Below are 18393 nucleotides of genomic sequence, written 5' to 3'. Positions count from 1 at the left end.
ATCGGCCGCGAGTTCGAGCGCTTCCTCGCGGAGCGGGAGGGCGACGGCTGAGCTGCCGGGGCCGCCGCCGACGTACGCGAGGCGCGTCCCCGTACCATCGAGCAGCGTGAAGCTGACAATTCTTGGCGGTGGCGGATTCCGGGTGCCTCTCGTGTACGGAGCCCTGCTCGGTGATCACGCCGAGGGCCGTGTCTCCCGGGTGACCCTGTACGACACCGACGCCGACCGGCTCACCGCCGTCGCCCGGGTCCTCGACGAGCAGGCGCGTGGCATTCCGGACGCGCCCGCCGTCGTCGCCACCACCGAGCTGGACGAGGCGTTGCGCGGCGCCGACTTCGTCTTCTCCGCGATCCGCGTCGGCGGTCTCGCCGGACGCGCCGCCGACGAACGCGTGGCCCTGGACCTCGGTGTGCTCGGCCAGGAGACGGTCGGCGCCGGAGGCATCGCGTACGGACTGCGCACCGTCCCTGTCGCCGTCGACCTGGCCCGGCGCATCGCCCGGCTGGCCCCGCACGCCTGGACCATCAACTTCACCAACCCGGCCGGACTGGTCACCGAGGCCATGTCCCGCCACCTCGGCGACCGGGTCATCGGCATCTGCGACTCACCGGTCGGCCTCGGCCGCCGCATCGCCCGGACCCTCGGCGCCGACCCGGACCGGGCCTGGATCGACTACGCCGGGCTCAACCACCTCGGCTGGGTGCGCGGCCTGTACGTCGACGGACGCGACGAACTGCCACGGCTGCTCGCCGACCCGGCGCTGCTCTCCTCCTTCGAGGAGGGCCGGCTCTTCGGTGCGGAGCTGCTCCGGTCGCTCGGCGCGATTCCCAACGAGTACCTGCACTACTACTACTACAACCGCGAGGCCGTCCGCTCCTACCAGGAGGCCGAGCGGACCCGCGGCGCCTTCCTCCGCGACCAGCAGGAGGGCTTCTACGCCCGGATGCGCGAGCCCGGCACCCCGGCCCTGGCCACCTGGGACCGCACCCGTGCCGAGCGCGAGGCCACGTACATGGCGGAGAACCGGGACGTCGCCGGTGCCGGCGAGCGCGAGGAGAGCGACCTGGAATCCGGTGGCTACGAACAGGTGGCCCTCGCGCTGATGCGGGCCATCGCCCGCAACGAGCGCACCTCGCTGATCCTCAACGTCCGCAACCGCACGGCCCTTTCGGCTCTGGACGCCGAAGCCGTCGTGGAAGTGCCGTGCCTCGTCGACGCCAACGGCGCCCATCCGGTGGCCGTTTCGCCACTCCCGTACGACGCCGTCGGTCTCGTCACGGCGGTGAAGGCCGTGGAGCGTACGGTGCTGGAGGCGGCGGAGAGCGGGTCGCGGGCGGCGGCGGTGCGGGCCTTCGCGCTGCACCCGCTGGTCGACTCCGTAGCGGTGGCGGCGAAGTTGGTTGACGGCTACATCGCGGCCCATCCGCAACTCACCTATCTCGAACGGCCGTAGAGGGCCGGCTCAAGGGGCCGGGACGACGCTCCTGGCCCAGGTCGGTGCCACGCCCGCCACCTGGCAGACCATCAGGAAGAGCGGGATGGGCGGCGTGTACGGGGTGAGGCTGTCCGGCGAGTGGATCAAGCGCGGGCGCACGGCGGGGACATCGGCGCCACGCGCGTACATCACCTGCTCGGGCCAGTCCAGATCCAGATCGGAGCCGGCCGGGACGATCCACCACCAGCGGTCCGCGTCGGCGAACACACAGCCGGTGCGCGGAAGATGGGACATCAGCCGGAAGCCGTGCCGCGCGGGCACGCCGACCGCGTCGCATCCCAGGCTGGCCGACATCGAGGGCGGCAGCGACAACCGCACCCGTCCGCCTCGCGGTTCCTCCGCCGTCCGCGGCCGGTGCGCACCGCGCAGCCGGGACAGCGCGTTCCTCAACACGGCTGCTCCACGCCGTGCGGCAGCTCCGCCCACACGATGCGCCCCGAGTGGTCCCCGGCATCGTGGGAGCCCCACGAGCTGCTCATCGTGTCCACCAGCAGCAGACCGCGCCCGTGCTCGTCGTCGGAACAGCGGCGCAGCCGCGGGCCGCCGGGCTGGTGGCCCTGGTCCTGGACGGCTATCCGCAGCCGTCTGCCGAGACACCGCAGCTCGCACACCACACGGGTGCTCGCGGTGTGCACGACCGCGTTGGTGACCAGCTCGGACACGATGAGCACGGCCGCGTCGTACACATCGCCGCCCAGCTTCCAGCTCTCCAGCCGGGCCCGGGTCAGCTGCCGGGCACCGGCCACCGACTCCGGGTGCGCGGGCAGCGCGAAGCAGTAACGGAGCGCCTCCGTCCCGGGACTGAGATCCATGAGCCGGGGGATGAGCGCACTGCCAGGTGCCACGACCGATTCCTCACAGTGGGGGCTGCGTCACGCTTCGTTCCCCGGAGTGAAGAGGAGCGGTCATGACTGAGCGAACTGGTTCGATGAGCAACTCTCCCCTTGTCGAAGACACTTGGCAAGGGGCACTCTGAATTTTTCAGAGTGACTGTGTCGTTGGGGGCGCACGCGTGGCACACTGCTCGCAAAACAGCGCATGGGGAGGTCTGAAGTGAGCGAACCGCGGTCCGCCCCGACCGTGGGCCAGGTGGTGCTCGGCAAGCGGCTGCAGGATCTGCGGGAGCGCGTCGGCCTGACCCGCGACCAGGCGGCGAAGGTGCTCAGGGTCGCTCCCGCGACGATACGCCGGATGGAGACGGCGGAGGTCGGCCTCAAGATCCCCTACGTCCAGCTGCTGCTGAAGGCCTACGGCATCGCCGATGACGAGGCCGAGGCCTTCGTCGACCTGGCCGAGGAGGCCAACAAGCCGGGCTGGTGGCAGCGGTTCCACGACGTCCTGCCGGACTGGTTCAGCATGTACGTCAGCCTGGAAGGCGCCGCGAGCCTCCTGCGCATGTACGAACCGCACTTCGTCCCCGGCCTGCTCCAGACCGAGGATTACGCACGCTCCGTGATGCTCACCGGAGCCGTCGGCCAGACCCGGCCCGAGGACATCGAACGCCATGTGGCCCTGCGCATGGAGCGACAGTCGCTGCTCACCAAGGACGACGCGCCACGACTGTGGGTGATCATGGACGAGACCGTCCTGCGGCGTCCGGTGGGCGGCGCACAGGTGATGCGCGCCCAGATCGACAAGCTGCTCGAATCCACCGAGCTGCCCCATGTCACCGTGCAGATCGCGGAGTTCGCGAGCGGCCACCACCCGGGCACCTACGGTCCGTTCGTCCTCTTCCGCTTCGCCGTCCCCGAACTTCCGGACATGGTCTTCAGCGAATACCTCACCGGAGCGGTCTACTTCGACGCCCGGCCCGAGGTGGCCTCGTACCTCGAAGTCATGGACCGTATGGCGGCTCAGGCCGCGACTGCACAACGCACGAAGGAAATCCTCCGGGACTTCCGCAAGGAGCTGTGATGAACCACATATACAACGGCATGCCGGCCGCCGACCTCGGCTCCGAAGGCTGGTACAAGCCCTGGAGCGGTGGCAACGGCGGCAACTGCATCGAAGCCATGAAGCTGGCGGACGGCCGGGTCGCGGTGCGCCAGTCCGCCGATCCGGACGGCCCCGCGCTCATCTACTCCAACGGCGAGATCGCCGCGTTCATCCAGGGCGCCAAGTCGGGCCAGGCGGACTTCCTTCTCACCTGACGTACCACCACTGATCCCGTCCGACCCCTATCCATGGAGTGCGCCATGACCGGGCCAGACCCCCAGGCCGTCGAGATCGACACGAGCAAGCCGCATCCCGCCCGGATGTACGACTGGTTCCTCGGCGGCAAGGACAACTACCCGGTCGACGAACAGATGGCGCGCCGGCTGCTCAAGCTGGACGCGCGCGGCCGGGACATGGCCCGGATCAACCGGGCCTTCATGCACCGGGCCACTCGCTGGCTCGCCGAGAAGGGCGTACGCCAGTTCCTGGACATCGGCACCGGCATACCCACCGAGCCGAACCTCCACCAGGTCGCGCAGCGGACCGCGCCCGACGCCCGGATCGTCTACTGCGACAACGACCCGATCGTCCTGGCCCACGCGGCGGCCCTGCTGCGCTCCACTCCCGAAGGTGCCACCGAGTACATCCAGGCCGACGCCCGCAAGCCCGAGACGATCCTGGCCGAGGCCGGCAAGGTGCTGGACTTCGAGAAGCCGATCGCGCTCTCGCTGCTGGCGCTGCTGCACTTCATCGACGACGAGGACGGCGCGGCCGAGCTGGTCGACAAGCTGGTCGACCAGCTCCCGTCCGGCAGCTATCTGGTGCTCTCGCACACCACCGGCGACTTCGATCCGGAGGGCGCGGCGCAGGCGCGGGCCATGTACAAGGAGCGCGGCATGACCCTGCGCCCTCGCTCGCGCGCCGAGCTCACCGCCTTCTTCGACGGCCTCGAACTCGTCGAGCCGGGCGTCTCGCTCTCCGCCGACTGGCGTCCGGAGCTCGGCGAGGTCATCGACGTACCGGGTGCCGAGCCGATCCCGGGTTACGCGGGAGTCGCGCGCAAGCCCTGAGGCTCACCGGGTCAGCGCGTGGCCCGTCGTCGCGTCCACATGGTCCGGTACGGGGTCGTGGGCGTCGCCCACCGTCGACGTACCGGAGGGCTCGAAGAGCAGCAGAGAGGCGCCGTCCGCCGAGCGCGGGCGGTGCCAGGTGGAGCGCGGCACCACGAAGACCGCGCCACGGGCGAGCGTCACGGTCCGCTCGTCCTGCCCGGTGGTGCCGTCGCGCAGGTCGATGTCCAGCGCGCCGTCCACCACCAGGAAGAACTCGTCCGTGTTCTCGTGCACATGCCAGACGTGCTCGCCGTGCACCTTCGCGACGCGTACGTCGTAGTCGTTGACGCGGGCCATGATGCGCGGGCTCCAGAGCGCGTCGAAGGAGCCCAGCGCGTCGGTGAGCAGAATCGGTTCGGTGGTGGCGGGTCGCGCCGCTTCCTTAGTCATGGCTCCACCCTGGCCGCTGGACCGGTGCGCCTGTGAGTGCTACGAATCGCATATGGCGAAAGAATCCTCGCACCGGACCTCGCACCGTGTCGTCATGATCGTCTCGGCCGGGTCGAACCCCTTCGAAATGGGCGTGGCGACCGAGCTCTTCGGCCTGCGCCGACCCGAACTGCCCGTCGACTGGTACGACTTCACGCTCTGCTCGCCGACCCCCACGGTCCGGATGCACGCGGGCTTCTTCCAGCTCTCCGACGTGTTCGGGCTCGACGCCGTGGACCGCGCCGACACCGTCATCGTCCCGAACCGGCCCGATCCGCTGGAGGACCCCGGCCCGGAGGTCCTGGCGGCGGTCCGGGGGGCCGCCGAGCGCGGCGCCCGGCTGGTCAGCTTCTGCACGGGCACGTTCACGCTGGCCGCGGCGGGTGTCCTGGACGGCCGGCGCGCCACCACGCACTGGCGCTGGGCGGAGGCCTTCACCGCCCGGTATCCGCAGGTGGACCTTCAGCCCGACGTGCTCTTCGTCGACGACGGGCAGGTGACCACCGCGGCGGGCAGCGCCGCCGCTCTGGACACCTCACTCCACCTCATCCGCGCCGACCACGGCGCCGAGATCGCGGCCGCCGTCAGCCGGCGGCTGGTCCACCCGGTGCACCGGGACGGCGGCCAGCGCCAGTTCATCGAGCACCCGCTGCCGGAGGTCGCCGACGCCTCGCTCGCTCCGCTCCTCGCCTGGGCCGCCGGACACCTGGCCGAGGGCCTGGACGTGTCCGCGCTCGCCGCCCGCGCGGCCGTCAGCCCCGCCACCCTCCACCGCCGCTTCCGGGCCCAGCTCGGCACGACCCCGCTGGCCTGGCTGACCGAGCAGCGGACCACGCTGGCCTGCCGCCTCATGGAGCGCGGCGAGGACCGCCTCGACGTGATCGCCCGCACCTGCGGCCTCGGCACGGCGACCAACCTGCGTACGCAGCTCCGCCGCCGTACGGGGCTGACGCCGACGGAGTACCGGCGGCGGTTCGCGGCGGGTACCTGAGCGGAAGGGGCGGGACATCCGGCCCGTACACCCGGGCCACAATGGACCCATGTCACGACGCACCTCCCGCCCCCGGCAGCCCGCCGCCCCGCAGGCCCCACGCACCACTCCCGCCTCGCCCTGCCCGTGCGGCCTCTCCGCGAAGTACGGGGAGTGCTGCGGCCGCTTCCACTCCGGCGGCGCCGCCGCTTTGACCTGCGAGGCCCTGATGCGCTCCCGGTACGCGGCCTTCGTCGTCCAGGACGCGGCGTACCTCCTGCGCACCTGGCACCCCGAGACCCGCCCGCCCGGCGTCGACTTCGAACCCGCGATGCGCTGGACCGGGCTGGAGATCCTCGACACCACCGAAGGCAGCGCGTTCCACACCACCGGGACCGTCACTTTCCGCGCCCACTACACCGACGGCGGCCGGCCCGACTCCCTCCACGAGCAGAGCCGCTTCGTCCGCCACGAGGGCGCCTGGGTCTACGCGACGGCGGTCTTCGTCGACTGAGACCGGGCCGGCGGTACGACCCCGTAAACCCTTTCCCACCGGGGCGGGAGGGCACGTACGCTCCGCGCATGAACGAAGACGAGTTGGAGGCCCCGTACGCCGGGCGGGAACGATTCTGGCGCGGTGAGCACCTGGCCTTCACCCCCATGGAGCCGGACGACGCCGAGCTGATCCAGCACTGGCGCGCCGACCCGGTCGCCGCCCAGGAGATCGGGGTCTGGCCCGGACCTCTCCACGAGCTCCGCGAACGGCTCGTCTCCTACGCCGAGGACCGCACCCGCGACGACTTCCTCATCCTGCTCCCGGACGACACCCCCATCGGCCACATAGCCCTCCACGAGGAGGACTTCGTCGACGGCACCGCCGATGCCTGCCTCCTGCTCGCCCCCGAGCACCGCGGCAAGGGCCACGGCGCCGACGCGCTCACCGCCCTGACCGACCTGGCCTTCGGCGAGCTGCCCCTGCACCGCGTGGAAGCCGTCACCCACACCGGCAACGCCGCTTCCCTCGCCACCCTGAAGAAGGCGGGTTTCACACAGGAGGGTGTACGCCGGTCCTCCTGCCTGCACCGGGGCCGCCGCCACGACAACGCGCTCCTCGCCCTGCTCCGTACGGAGTGGGAGGCGCAGACCCGCCCGCGGTCCTGGGACCACGTCTGACCCGGGCCTTCAGGCCGGCGCGCCCACCCGCGTGGACCCGCCCGGGTGCGGAGCCGGCGACAGCTCCTGGGCCAGGTCCTCCGCCAGGAGCCGTTTGGCGATCAGGTCCACGGCGGTCCGCAGCTGTCCGTCGTCGGGCCGGGCGCCGTCCTCCGCGAGCCGCTCGTTGAGCCAGCGGCCCCAGGCGTCCGAGATCACCCGCGCCTCGCGCGCGCCCGCCGCCGTATGCGAGAAGAGGCGGCCGTCCCCGGTCAGATAGCCCTCCTCGATCATCCGGTCGAAGACGGGCACCAGCACCTCCGGTGGCAGGCGGTGCCGGGCCGCGATCAGCTTCAGTCCCGCATGGCCGACCATCCGGGTGAAGAGGTCCACCTGCATCACCGCCCACGCGCCCGCCATGTCCAGCCGGGTATCAGACTCCCTGACGATCCGCCGGGCCGTGTCCGGACCGGCGCCGTGCAGGATCTGGGCCACCGCGATCTCCAGGAGCTTCTCCGAGTCGCCGCTGCCGGGCTGGGCGAAGCCGTCACCCATGTCCGTCGAGGCGAGCCGGGCCGAGTCGCGCAGCTTCACCTCCTTGAGGAACAGCGCGACGACGAAGCCGATCAGCGCCACCGGCACGGTCCACAGGAACACGGTGTGCAGGGTCTGCGCGTACGCCTGGGCCAGCGGCTCCACCTGGCCGACGGGCAGCGCGTGCAGGGCCTGCGGGCTCTCTGAGGCCCTGGCCAGGACCGCCGGTTCGCCGCCCGCCGCCACCGCCTGCGCGACCCCGTCGGTGAGGTTGGGCTTCAGCGCGTTGGCGTAGATCGTCCCGAACACGGCGGTGCCGAAGGCGCTGCCGAGCGTACGGAAGAACGTCACGCCCGAGGTGGCCGTACCCAGGTCCGCGTAGTCGACGGTGTTCTGCACCGCGATCGTCAGCACCTGCATGGCCAGCCCGATGCCGAGCCCCAGCACCACCATGTACAGCGACTCCAGCCACACCCCGCTCTCCGGCCCCATCCGCGACAGCAGGAACAGCCCGGCCGCCATGATCAGCGTCCCGACGATCGGGAAGACGCGGTAGCGGCCGGTCTTGCTGACCACCGTGCCGCTGAAGATCGAGGCGACCAGCAGCGCGGCGACCAGCGGCAGGGTGCGCACGCCCGAGAGCGTCGCCGAGTCGCCGTCCACGTACTGGAGGTAGGTCGGCAGGAAGATCATCGAGCCGAGCATCGCGAAGCCCACGATGAAGCTGAGGATCGAGCAGACGGTGAACACCGGGTTCCGGAACAGCCGCATCGGCAGCATCGGTTCCTTCGCCCGCGTCTCCACCAGGCAGAACAGCGTCAGTGCGATGATCCCGCCGATGAACAGCCCGATGATCATGGGCGAGCCCCAGCCGTACTCGTTCCCGCCCCAGCTCGTCGCGAGGATCAGCGCGCTCGCGCCGACGGCGACCAGCGCGATGCCCACGTAGTCGATGACCGGCCGTCCGGCGGCCTTCACGGACGGGATGTTGCGGGCGGCCGCGATCACCACCACGATCGCGATCGGCACATTGACGTAGAACGCCCAGCGCCAGGTCAGATGGTCGGTGAAGAGCCCGCCGAGCAGCGGTCCGATCACCGTCGAGATGCCGAAGACCGCGCCGATCGCACCTTGGTACTTGCCGCGCTCGCGCAGTGGGATCACATCGGCGATCAGCGCCATCGACGTGACCATCAGGCCACCCGCGCCGATGCCCTGCATGCCGCGCCAGATGATCAGCAGCAGCATGTCCGAGGCGAGGCCGCAGAGGAACGAGCCGGTGATGAAGACGATCGCCGAAACCTGGAAGACCAGCTTCCGCCCGAACAGGTCACCGAACTTGCCGACCAGGACGGTGGCGACCGTCTCGGCGAGCAGATACGCGGTGACCACCCACGACATGTGCTCGGCGCCGCCCAGGTCCGAGACGATCGTCGGCAGGGCCGTGCCCACGATCGTCTGGTCCAGCGCCGCCAGCAGCATGCCGAGCACGATGGTGGCGAAGACGATGTTGCGCCGTCGCCGGTCGAGGACGGGCGGCGGCGCGGCGGCACTCTGCGCGGCGGGGGCTTGCTCGCTGGCAGTGGTCACCTCTGTACCCTCACACCGCCCTCCGCCGCCCGCATGCGGGAACAGTCCGGATGGGCGTCAGCCGATCAGCGAGGCGATCGACGTCTTCAGCCGCGCCACGAACGCCTCCCGGGCCTCCTCGTCCACCCGGTCGAGCGAGAGATACGGATTGAGGTCCTCCAGCTCCACGAGCAGCAGCTCACCGTCCGCCGTACGGCAGGCGTCGACCCGCTGGATGCCGTGATCGAGCGAGTTCCACGCGATGAACCGCCGAGCGAAGGCCAGGTCCTCGGCGCTCGCCGCGTACGGCTCCAGCACCCACCGCCGCTCCGGATCCGGCGCGTACAGCGCGTACTGGACGTCATGGTCGACGAAGTAGAAGGACACCTCGTAACGGAAGTCGATCCGAGGCTGCACGAGCAGCGCTCCCTCGTCCTCCCGCTCCAGCTCCGCCCGCACCCCGGCCGCCGCGACGAACCGCAGCCCGACCGAGTCCGCCCCCAGCTTCGGCTTGACCGCGTACTCCCGGGCCTCGGGCAGCAGCCTCAGATCCGCCGCCCGGTCCACCGTCGGGATCACCGGGAACCCGTCCCGGCTCAGCTCCACCAGGTACTCCTTGCCCGCCATGTCGCCGCGTCCGTCCAGCGGGTTGTAGACCGGCACCCGCAGCTCCAGCGCCCGTGCGCGGAACGCGTCGTACGCCTCCCGGTAGTGCAGGACGGGACCGCTGTTGCGTACGAGGGCGAGGTCGAAGCGGTCCAGCAGCGCCGCCGCCTCCCTGGGGTGGCAGAGCGCTACGTCGAAGGCCTCGCGGAGCCGGGAGGCCAGAAAGATGTCCTCGTCGCAGTAGCGGCGGCCGCGCGCCTCGTAGCCGAGATCGGTGACGAGGAGGAGGGAGGGGCGGTGGACAGCGTGGCGGGCGGTCATGGGATCTCCGGGGGAGCGAACGGCTGGGCGATCACTATCCCCGACGGCCTCACCCGGTCGGCCGGAGGGGTGGCCGCCGGCCGGTCACGCGAACGAGCCCGGACCCACCGCCAGCCGTGGGTGGTGGGCGGCCAGGATCTTGTTGGCACGGGCCAGCTCCGCCAGCGCCTGCTCGCGGTCCGCCTGGTCCTCGATGCCCAGCCGCGGGCCCCGGAACCTGCGGACCTCACGGGCCGCGCAGTCGGCCTCGAACTCCGTCTCCAGGATGTGCGGCGGGATGCACGAGCCGATCAGCGCCGCGACCCGGTCCGGGATCGGCACGGGGACGAGGAGGTGCGAGGCGGTCATGGGTGGTTCCCTCTCGGATGGTCGGCCAGGAGGCGGTACGTGAGTGCTGCCGCCGGATGAGCGGCAGACTCCTCCTTGTGTACGGGACGCGGTTCCGGGTTTCTCGTCGGAGACGTCTCCGTGTCGCAACCGTTTGGGACTGACCGTCTATTTCGCCTTACGCACGGGTAAGTTGACCTGTCGCGCCGAACGTGATCCGGATCAGGAGGATGAGTCGGCCGAGCGCGTGCGCAGCCGTAACGCACGCAGTACGGCCTCGGTGGCGAAACGGCTTTCGGGGTCGACGAGTTGATCACCGAAGATGGTCTCCAGGCTGCGCATGCGGTAGCGCACGGTCTGCGGGTGCACATCGAGCAGTTCGCCCATCTGGGCCGCCGTGCCCCGGGTGTCGAGCCAGATCCGCAGCGTCTCGATCAGCCGCTCGCGGCGGGTGGTGCTGATCCCGGCCACGGCGGCCAGCTCCCGCTGGGCGAGCTGGTCGAGCAGGGCCGGGTCGGAGAGCAGCCACAGGGTGATGAGGTGGTCCTCGCAGCGGATCGTCCGGGCGTCGTCGATGACGCCGGAGTCGACGAGCTCCAGCACGCGTCGGGCCCACCTGATCGAGTCGCAGGCCAGGCCCGTCGGAACGGTCAGCCCGATCGCCGCGCGGCCGGTCGGCAGGGCCTGTTCCAGCATGGATCTTCGGGCCTCGTCCACCGGGCCGGGGACCAGCAGGTGCGGCTGCGGGTCGCTGAGATCCAGCAGGAGGTCCCGGTCGGCGCCGAGCCGGTCGAGCGTGGCCGGGGCGCGGACGGCGACCAGGGTGACCTCGTCGGGCAGCGTCCAGCCGGTCTGCTCGCAGAGGTCGGCGATGGCGCTGCGCGGTGCGGGACGTCCGGCGAGGATGAGGTGGAGCAGGCGCCGGCGCAGCGCCTCGCTCTGCTCTCCGGACTGCGACTGGACCTCCAGGAAGCCCTCGCGGGACAGCGATTCCAGCTCGTCGACATAGCCGAAGAGCGCGTCGGCGAAGCTCAGCATGAGCGTGGGGGAGAGGTGGTAGCTCTGCCCCACCTTCTTGGCTCTCCGCAGCGCCACCCGTGCGCCGAGCCGGTAGGCACCCTGGAGGGTGTCCATGGTCCGGCCCTCGTACGCCTCGAAGCGGCCGAACCGCCGGCACATGTCGTCCCGGAGCGTGGTGGAGGCGGTGGGCTCGGCCACCAGGTCGACGAAGGAGGCCAGGCTCTGCTCCACGCCGACCCGGATGGCCTGGCCGTTGGGGCCGTCGAGCAGCCGGGCGTACTCCGGGTAGGCGCGAGTGACCTCCACACCGATTTCCTTGATGAGGCTGGGAAGTTCGGGCCGCATGATCGCGGCGAATTCCTGGGGGAGCGGCCCCAGGGGGTCATCGGTGTCCAACGGCTGTACGAGGTGTGCCATGCCATGTCCCCTCTGCTCTCGGCGCCCGGTGGTGGGGTGAGACGGTGGGGGAAAGCGCTCCCACGAACCGACAGGTGCGGACCAAGTCCGCGACGAAGATAGACCAAGGAACAGGCACTGCACACCACTTGGACAAGATCGGAGTGCAGGGGCCACGCATCGTGTCGACGCGGTGGGACTTCCGTGCAGGTCGGACGCTACTGCGCGCTTTCGGACAATGAATTTCGGCCGCCTGCTCGGGTGGTGACAAGACGCGTGGCAAGACGCGTGACAAGACGCGCGACATGGGCTGTGACAAGGCGGGCGGCGTCGCGTCCCGTGACGTCGGCTCCGGGGAGTTCACCGCAGGCGCGCGAGGCCGGGATCCGGCGGCCGGACCGTATGGCGACGCCTCCGGATGCGCATTCCTTGATAAGGGGGTGACCCCCGGTTACTCATCTGCGGATCAAAAACAGGGCCGCGCAAAAATTCTTGGACGGACGGATTGTGTCGCTGTGTTTCCCGCGAGTAACATCACGCTTCGTTCAATTGGGCCATGAAATCTGCCCGAAATTTGACGCTCAGATCTTTCTCCCCGGGTCCACCCCGCGGCTCCATCACCGCCGACGAATCCGTCGCGGTGCGGGCATGCGCGGAGAACCGGTCAACTTCGCGCACCAGGCCGCAATGTGGCGGCCCATCAGAGGGGACGACATGAGATCCGTTTCCAACCGCACCCGCATAGGGCTGCTCGCGGCATTCACCGCCTTCAGCGCCGTGCTCTCCACCGGCTCGGCCGCCGCGGCGACCGAACTGAACGGCGACTGGGCGCCGTTCGACCGCTGCCCGGTGGACGCGCCCGCCATGCTCGCGGCGGACGGCATCAACACCATCGCCACCTGCATCGCGTCGAGTTCGGTCACCGGCTCCATCACGCTCGGCAAGAGCAAGGTGCCGACCGGCAACAGCGATCTGCAACTCGGCGTCATCCAGCGCAGCGACGGCACGAGCAGCCTGGTGGCACCGCCCGAAGGAGCGCTCACCGCCGACGCGGCCCAGGTCCCCGGCGGACTGCTCGGGCTGATGTGTCCCAGCGCCATCCCGTTCGTCTCCGCCATCTGCCGCCAGTTGACGGACAACAACCTCAACCGGATCACGGCCACCATCGAACCGGCGGGCGCGCCACGTGACTTCAATATGGTGGCGGCCTTCTCCACCGGTGAACCCATTCTCACGATTCCGGTCCGCATCCACCTCAAGAACCCGTTCCTCGGCGACAAGTGCTACATCGGCACCACCGCCAATCCGGTGCTCCTGAAGCCGCAGAACCTGAACGTGCCGAGCCTCTCGCTCCAGCGGTTCGCGGCCGACGGAACCCGCGACGACGAGGGCGAGATGGGCCGCTACACCTTCGCCGGCGCGGACCAGGGCGACACCACGTTCGCCGTACCGGGCGCCAGCGGCTGCGGAGCCGGACTCCTGGACTGGGCGGTGAACCTCAAAACCGGTCTCCCGTCGGCCGCCGGCAAGAACGGCGTGAAGCTCAACAACACCTCGACCTACTTCGGCAGCCCCTACGACCCGGCCGGCCTGGCGCCGGACGAGGGCAAGAAGCTGTCGGAATTCTGGCACTCCGCCGTGCGGTAGTCGCCGATGCCCTCCATTCCTCCGAGGGCATGAAGGAACCCGAAGAAGGAGGTGGTACGAGAGCCATCTGACGCTCCTGACAGAAGCCGGCCCACAAAAGGATCCGCGCCTTCTCCAGTCCAGTTCGAAGCGTGCCGCCCGCATTTCCGTGCGCACGTCCACTCGTATCCCCAACGGGACAAGAAAAGGGAGTCATTCCATGATCAAGCGATCCGGTGTACTGACCGCGATCGGTGCCGCTGTGGCATCCGTCGCGCTGGCCGCTCCGTCGGCCATCGCCGCCCCGACCAGCTGGACCATCACGCCGACCGGTGCCTTCACCGGCAGCGCCGGCGTGACCGTCCTGACCGACAACAACGGCAACAAGATCCAGTGCGCGACCTCCGCCGCGTCCGGCTCCGCCCCCACGTCCCCGGTGGCCGGCTCTCCGGCGCAGCTCGCGTCCATCTCGGCGATCTCGTTCAACTCGCCCTGCACCGGCCCCTTCAGCTCCACGTGGACCGTGACCACCACGGTTCCGTGGCAGATCTGGGGTCTCGACTACGCGGCGGGCGCCGGCACCAACTCCACCGGCCAGGTGACCGGTGAGATCAGAGCGATCAAGGCGAAGGTGACCGGCAGCAGCCTGCTGGGCCCGTGCACCTTCAACGTCACCGGCAAGGTGGCGGCCAAGTACAACAACCCGAGCGCCGGCGGGAGCAACGGCACGCTGAACACGGCGGGCGGCGGTCTCACGCTGGCCATCGCCAACAAGGTCGGCGGCGGCTGCGGCATCGTCGGCACCACCGCCAGCTTCCAGGGCCTCTACACCATCAAGAACACGGCCTCCGGCAAGTCCCCGGTCATCAGCGGCTGATCCCGTCCGCCTCTGATGCTCAGCACATGAGCGCAGTGCCCGGCCGTGCGCCCTCGACGGCCGGGCACCGCGCGTCTCTCCACTCACTCGCCGATAACTCCGCGGGCCGGAATTGTCATCGCTTGCCAAAAACCGTGCTCCCGTGAAGCGGCGTCATTCCCGGCTCTTCCCAGGTGCCGACGGTGTGCGTAGCGTACCGGTCGGTAGGAGGATCATTCCCGGTCCGCCCGAAAGGCCGTGGCCGAGAAGTGGACCTCATTTCGCAGCCATCGGAACGATGGGCCCGCGCGCGCCGGAAGGACACCATCCGTATGACCCTCGATGCACGCGCCGCGGCGAGACGCCCGCTCCATCTCGCCTTGGGCGGGGCGCTCGTCGTCGCCACCGCGCTCATTCCGAGCGCCGAATCGGTGGCGGCCGATCAGACGTCCGAAGTCACGCTTCCTTATACGTGCTCCTTTCCGTCCGGCGCGGAGAAGGCGGACGTCACGGTCAAGGCGGTGCTGCCCGTCTCGGTCCGTACGGAGGAGGAGATCCGCCCCGGTGACGTCTCCGTGGACGTAAGCCTGGCACGGTCGGCGCTGGCGCAGTTCACCGCGCTGGAGGCGTCCACCCTGTCGGCCGTCGCCGAGCTGACCGTACGGAACACCATCGGCGAACACACCGCCGACGCCTCCTGGCAGCAGCTGGAAGCCCCCGCGGTCCCGCTGCCACCGGAAGGCGAGGACGAGGACGGTGTCGTGCTCGCCGCCACCGGAGACGTCCCCACCGTCGCGTTCGGCAGCCCCGGACGCGCGACCATCGTTCCGGCCGCGCTCAGCCTCACCCTCGCCTCCTTCACCGAGGACGGCGCACCGACCTCGCCTCCACAGCTCACCGTGGTCTGCGAGCCCGCCGACGACGAGGAGCGACCGCTCGCCGACATCACCGTCCGCGAAGCCGCAGGACCGACGGCACCGACGCCCGGCCCGGACGAGCCCGCGCCAGGGAAGGAGGAGCCGGCCGAACCGCCCGAGCAGCCGTCCCCGCCGGCCCCCGGCCTCGACCCGGACGCCCACCGCAAGATCGACGACCTCACCGAGGAGCGGCTCGAAGCCCTCGACGAGGCGGACCCCGGAAGCTGCCCGATCGAGATCCCGCCCGAGTGGGTCATGACCACCGCGGAGACGTACGCCGCCGGGTACGCCAACGCCGTGAAGCTGGACGGTGCGGCGGCGCTCGGGCCCGCGTTCATGAAGGTCGTCCTGAACAAGCGGTACATCAACGACTCCTGCGCCTCCACCGTCGACGTCACCTCCGAGGTCGATTTCGAGTACGAGGGCAAGCGGCAGCTCCCGCCGACGCAGGCCACCTTCCTCAGCTACGGGTTCATGCCGACGACCGCCACGATGGTGCTGGAGCAGGTGGGCCCGCCGGCCGTCGTCCAGACGCACACGGTCACCAACACCCCGACCTACCCCGAGGAATCCACGGTCACCGCTCAGCTCTCCATGCGCCTGTACGACGTGAAGGTGAACGGCGTCCCTCTGGACGTGGGCCCGGACTGCCGCACCGAGCGGCCCTTCGAGCAGGTCCTGAAGGGATACGGGCAGAGCTATCCGCCGGCCGGCTACCTCGTGGCGACCGGCGGCAATCTGACCGGTTACGCGCACATCCCGCCGTTCAAGGGATGCGGCGTCGGCGAGGACCTCGATCCGCTCTTCACCTCGGCCATCTCCAGCGTCGGCAAGAAGGCGGACAACTACACCAAGATGACCCAGGCACCGCTCTGTGTGGCGACGAACCCCGATGGCCCGGACTGCCCGCCGAAGGTGCCGAAGCCCGAGCGGTGACCGTACCGCCGGTGATCCTCCGGTGATCCGAACCAACTCCGCAGCCCTTCCGGCCGAGCGACGGCCGGAAGGGCTCTTCGGTAGGGAAAGACGTCCGCCACCGAGCGGAAAACTCATCATCGATTAACAGGTTTGGCGCGCCGATCACTCACTCGGAAACAAGTAATCCAGGCGCCGCGATCACGCCGCAGAAAGTTCCGTATCCAGTATTGCGAACTGAGGTTACCGAGCCGTAGCGTCCCGGATGAGCGGCCCGAAACCCCTCCGTACCTGCTTGTTTTCCGAGAGCCGGAGCGTTGACAGATGACCGAAGTCACCACCACGTCGAAGGAGGGTCGATGGGAATCGAAGTCGTCGTCGAAGGCCTGACGAAGTCCTTCGGCAAGCAGAACATCTGGCAGGACGTCAGCCTCACCCTGCCCGCCGGTGAGGTGAGTGTCATGCTCGGCCCTTCCGGCACCGGAAAGACCGTCTTCCTGAAATCCATCATCGGACTCCTGAAGCCGGAACAGGGACGCGTCCTCATCAACGGCGTCGACATGGTGAACAGCTCCGAGCGGGACATCATGGAGACGCGGAAGCTCTTCGGCCTCATGTTCCAGGACGGCGCGCTCTTCGGCTCGATGTCGCTCTTCGACAACATCGCCTTCCCGCTGCGCGAGCACACCCGCAAGAAGGAGTCCGAGATCCGCCGCATCGTCATGGAGCGGATCGACATCGTCGGCCTGCTCGGTGCCGAAGGCAAGCTCCCGGGCGAGATATCCGGCGGCATGCGCAAACGCGCCGGCCTGGCCCGCGCTCTCGTCCTGGACCCGCAGATCATCCTCTGCGACGAACCGGACTCCGGACTCGATCCCGTGCGCACCGCGTACCTCTCGCAGCTCCTCATCGACCTCAACGCGCAGATCGACGCGACGATGCTGATCGTCACCCACAACCTCGACATCGCGGCGACCGTCCCGGACAACATGGGGATGCTGTTCTGCCGCAACCTCGTCACCTTCGGCCCACGCGAGGTGCTGCTCACCAGCGACATGCCGGTCGTCTCGCAGTTCCTCGCCGGACGCCGCGAAGGGCCCATCGGGATGTCCGAGGAGAAGGACGCCGCCACGCTCGCCGCCGAGCAGCAACGTAACGACTCGCTCGGCCATGCCGACACGATCGCCGTGCCGAGAACCGTCGTCCCGCAGCTGGAGCCCTCGCCGGGCATGCCCGTACGCCAAGGAGCGCTGCGCCGGCGTGAGCGGGTCATGGCGATGATGGGCCAGCTGCCGGAGGCCGCCCGTACGGCCATCCTCAACAGCTACGCCCCGGCCGCGGGAGGTGCGAGAGCGTGACCGCCCCGATGCCGGTGCGGCCGCCCGAGCCGCCGGAGAAGGCCCCGCCCATCCTCTCCAAGAGCCCCGAGCAGCGCCGCCCGAGCCGGCTGCTCGCACCGTTGCGGGAGACCGGGAAACTGTTCGCGCTCGGTATCGCCGTCGGCCGCGCCATCTTCCGCAGGCCCTTCCAATTACGCGAGTTCATCGAGCAGTTCTGGTTCGTCGCCAGCGTCACGATCCTGCCCGCAGCCCTCGTCTCCATCCCGTTCGGCGCGGTCATCGCCCTCCAGGTCGGCTCGCTCACCCAGCAGCTCGGCGCCCAGTCCTTCACCGGCGGCGCCAGCGTCCTCGCCGTGATCCAGCAGGCCAGCCCGATCATCGTGGCGCTCCTCATCTCCGGCGCCGCCGGCTCCGCGATCTGCGCCGACCTCGGCTCCCGCAAGATCCGCGAGGAGCTGGACGCGATGGAGGTCATGGGCGTCTCGCCCATCCAGCGCCTCGTCGTCCCGCGCGTCCTCGCCACCATGCTCGTCGCCGTCCTGCTCAACGGCCTGATCTCGGTGGTCGGCACGCTCGGAGGCTACTTCTTCAACGTGATCATGCAGGACGGCACACCGGGCGCCTACCTCGCGAGCTTTTCCGCCCTCGCCCAGCTGCCCGACCTGTACGTCAGCGAGCTCAAGGCCCTCATCTTCGGCTTCATCGCGGGCATCGTCGCCGCCCACCGCGGCCTGAACCCGCGCGGCGGTCCCAAAGGCGTCGGTGACGCGGTCAACCAGTCCGTCGTCATCACCTTCATGCTGCTGTTCTTCGTGAACATGGTCCTCACGGCGATCTACCTCCAGATCGTCCCCGCGAAGGGCGGCTGAGACG

19 protein-coding genes are annotated in these 18393 nt (G+C 69.7%); 12 read left to right on the top strand and 7 right to left on the bottom strand.

Annotation, left to right across the window (positions count from 1 at the left end):
- Positions 1 to 106: 106 nt before the first annotated feature.
- Entirely contained in the window at positions 107 to 1453 is a 1347-nt protein-coding gene (locus ABZ267_RS29120) for a 6-phospho-beta-glucosidase (RefSeq protein ID WP_356752637.1), read from the top strand.
- A 9-nt stretch (positions 1454 to 1462) separates the two neighbouring features.
- Here the strand turns inward: ABZ267_RS29120 and ABZ267_RS29115 are convergent, their stop codons facing one another.
- Together ABZ267_RS29115 and ABZ267_RS29110 are read right to left on the bottom strand one after the other, a co-directional pair.
- Positions 1463 to 1888, bottom strand: a complete 426-nt coding sequence (locus ABZ267_RS29115; RefSeq protein WP_356752635.1) for a hypothetical protein — start codon at positions 1886 to 1888, stop codon at positions 1463 to 1465.
- Entirely contained in the window at positions 1882 to 2340 is a 459-nt protein-coding gene (locus ABZ267_RS29110; protein WP_030573994.1) for an ATP-binding protein, read from the bottom strand. The genes ABZ267_RS29115 and ABZ267_RS29110 overlap by 7 nt, the downstream gene beginning before the upstream one ends.
- A gap of 208 nt (positions 2341 to 2548) precedes the next feature.
- Between ABZ267_RS29110 and ABZ267_RS29105 the strand changes: the two genes are divergently transcribed.
- From ABZ267_RS29105 to ABZ267_RS29095, 3 genes are read left to right on the top strand one after another with little or no spacing between them, the layout of a single operon-like run.
- Complete coding sequence (locus ABZ267_RS29105; protein ID WP_356752633.1) at positions 2549 to 3409, top strand: helix-turn-helix transcriptional regulator; 861 nt, start codon at positions 2549 to 2551, stop codon at positions 3407 to 3409.
- On the top strand, positions 3409 to 3645 hold the full coding sequence (locus tag ABZ267_RS29100) for a DUF397 domain-containing protein (RefSeq protein WP_018513352.1): 237 nt from the start codon (positions 3409 to 3411) through the stop codon (positions 3643 to 3645). Before ABZ267_RS29105 ends, ABZ267_RS29100 begins: the two co-directional genes overlap by 1 nt.
- Before the next feature lie 45 nt (positions 3646 to 3690).
- Positions 3691 to 4500 (top strand): SAM-dependent methyltransferase, encoded by an 810-nt coding sequence (locus ABZ267_RS29095; RefSeq protein WP_356752631.1) that lies wholly within the window; start codon positions 3691 to 3693, stop codon positions 4498 to 4500.
- A gap of 3 nt (positions 4501 to 4503) precedes the next feature.
- Here the strand turns inward: ABZ267_RS29095 and ABZ267_RS29090 are convergent, their stop codons facing one another.
- On the bottom strand, positions 4504 to 4932 hold the full coding sequence (locus tag ABZ267_RS29090) for a cupin domain-containing protein (RefSeq protein ID WP_356752629.1): 429 nt from the start codon (positions 4930 to 4932) through the stop codon (positions 4504 to 4506).
- Between the two features lie 52 nt (positions 4933 to 4984).
- On the opposite strand from ABZ267_RS29090, the gene ABZ267_RS29085 reads away from it, so the two are divergent.
- The 3 genes from ABZ267_RS29085 (at position 4985) to ABZ267_RS29075 (ending at position 7114) form a co-directional block, all read left to right on the top strand.
- Positions 4985 to 5962: a helix-turn-helix domain-containing protein gene (locus tag ABZ267_RS29085; RefSeq protein WP_356752627.1), complete on the top strand. Its 978-nt coding sequence runs from the start codon at positions 4985 to 4987 to the stop codon at positions 5960 to 5962.
- 49 nt (positions 5963 to 6011) lie between these two features.
- Entirely contained in the window at positions 6012 to 6455 is a 444-nt protein-coding gene (locus ABZ267_RS29080; RefSeq protein ID WP_356752625.1) for a YchJ family metal-binding protein, read from the top strand.
- Positions 6456 to 6523: 68 nt separating this feature from the next.
- Positions 6524 to 7114, top strand: coding sequence for a GNAT family protein (locus ABZ267_RS29075; RefSeq protein ID WP_356752623.1), 591 nt, complete (start codon positions 6524 to 6526; stop codon positions 7112 to 7114).
- A gap of 9 nt (positions 7115 to 7123) precedes the next feature.
- Here the strand turns inward: ABZ267_RS29075 and ABZ267_RS29070 are convergent, their stop codons facing one another.
- From ABZ267_RS29070 to ABZ267_RS29055, 4 genes are all read right to left on the bottom strand, one after another.
- Positions 7124 to 9217, bottom strand: a complete 2094-nt coding sequence (locus ABZ267_RS29070) for an MDR family MFS transporter (RefSeq protein WP_356752621.1) — start codon at positions 9215 to 9217, stop codon at positions 7124 to 7126.
- Positions 9218 to 9274: 57 nt separating this feature from the next.
- Positions 9275 to 10123 carry a hypothetical protein gene (locus ABZ267_RS29065; RefSeq protein ID WP_356752619.1) on the bottom strand — a complete coding sequence of 283 codons (849 nt, stop codon included), beginning with the start codon at positions 10121 to 10123 and terminating at the stop codon, positions 9275 to 9277.
- Positions 10124 to 10207: 84 nt separating this feature from the next.
- Positions 10208 to 10471: a hypothetical protein gene (locus ABZ267_RS29060; RefSeq protein WP_356752617.1), complete on the bottom strand. Its 264-nt coding sequence runs from the start codon at positions 10469 to 10471 to the stop codon at positions 10208 to 10210.
- 201 nt (positions 10472 to 10672) lie between these two features.
- Positions 10673 to 11887, bottom strand: a complete 1215-nt coding sequence (locus ABZ267_RS29055) for a helix-turn-helix domain-containing protein (RefSeq protein ID WP_356752615.1) — start codon at positions 11885 to 11887, stop codon at positions 10673 to 10675.
- Between the two features lie 693 nt (positions 11888 to 12580).
- On the opposite strand from ABZ267_RS29055, the gene ABZ267_RS29050 reads away from it, so the two are divergent.
- From ABZ267_RS29050 to ABZ267_RS29030, 5 genes are all read left to right on the top strand, one after another.
- Positions 12581 to 13513, top strand: a complete 933-nt coding sequence (locus ABZ267_RS29050) for a hypothetical protein (RefSeq protein WP_356752614.1) — start codon at positions 12581 to 12583, stop codon at positions 13511 to 13513.
- A gap of 199 nt (positions 13514 to 13712) precedes the next feature.
- Entirely contained in the window at positions 13713 to 14369 is a 657-nt protein-coding gene (locus ABZ267_RS29045) for a hypothetical protein (protein WP_356752612.1), read from the top strand.
- Positions 14370 to 14680: 311 nt separating this feature from the next.
- Entirely contained in the window at positions 14681 to 16201 is a 1521-nt protein-coding gene (locus ABZ267_RS29040; protein WP_356752610.1) for a DUF6801 domain-containing protein, read from the top strand.
- A 338-nt stretch (positions 16202 to 16539) separates the two neighbouring features.
- On the top strand, positions 16540 to 17538 hold the full coding sequence (locus tag ABZ267_RS29035) for an ATP-binding cassette domain-containing protein (protein WP_356752608.1): 999 nt from the start codon (positions 16540 to 16542) through the stop codon (positions 17536 to 17538).
- A complete protein-coding gene (locus tag ABZ267_RS29030) occupies positions 17535 to 18389 on the top strand; it encodes an ABC transporter permease (protein ID WP_356752606.1) in 855 nt (284 codons plus the stop codon). The genes ABZ267_RS29035 and ABZ267_RS29030 overlap by 4 nt, the downstream gene beginning before the upstream one ends.
- Positions 18390 to 18393 lie beyond the last annotated feature (4 nt).

The sequence above is a fragment of the Streptomyces sp. NPDC006174 genome (assembly GCF_040614075.1).
GTDB lineage: Bacteria > Actinomycetota > Actinomycetes > Streptomycetales > Streptomycetaceae > Streptomyces.
This window is presented reverse-complemented; position numbering and strand designations above follow the sequence as displayed.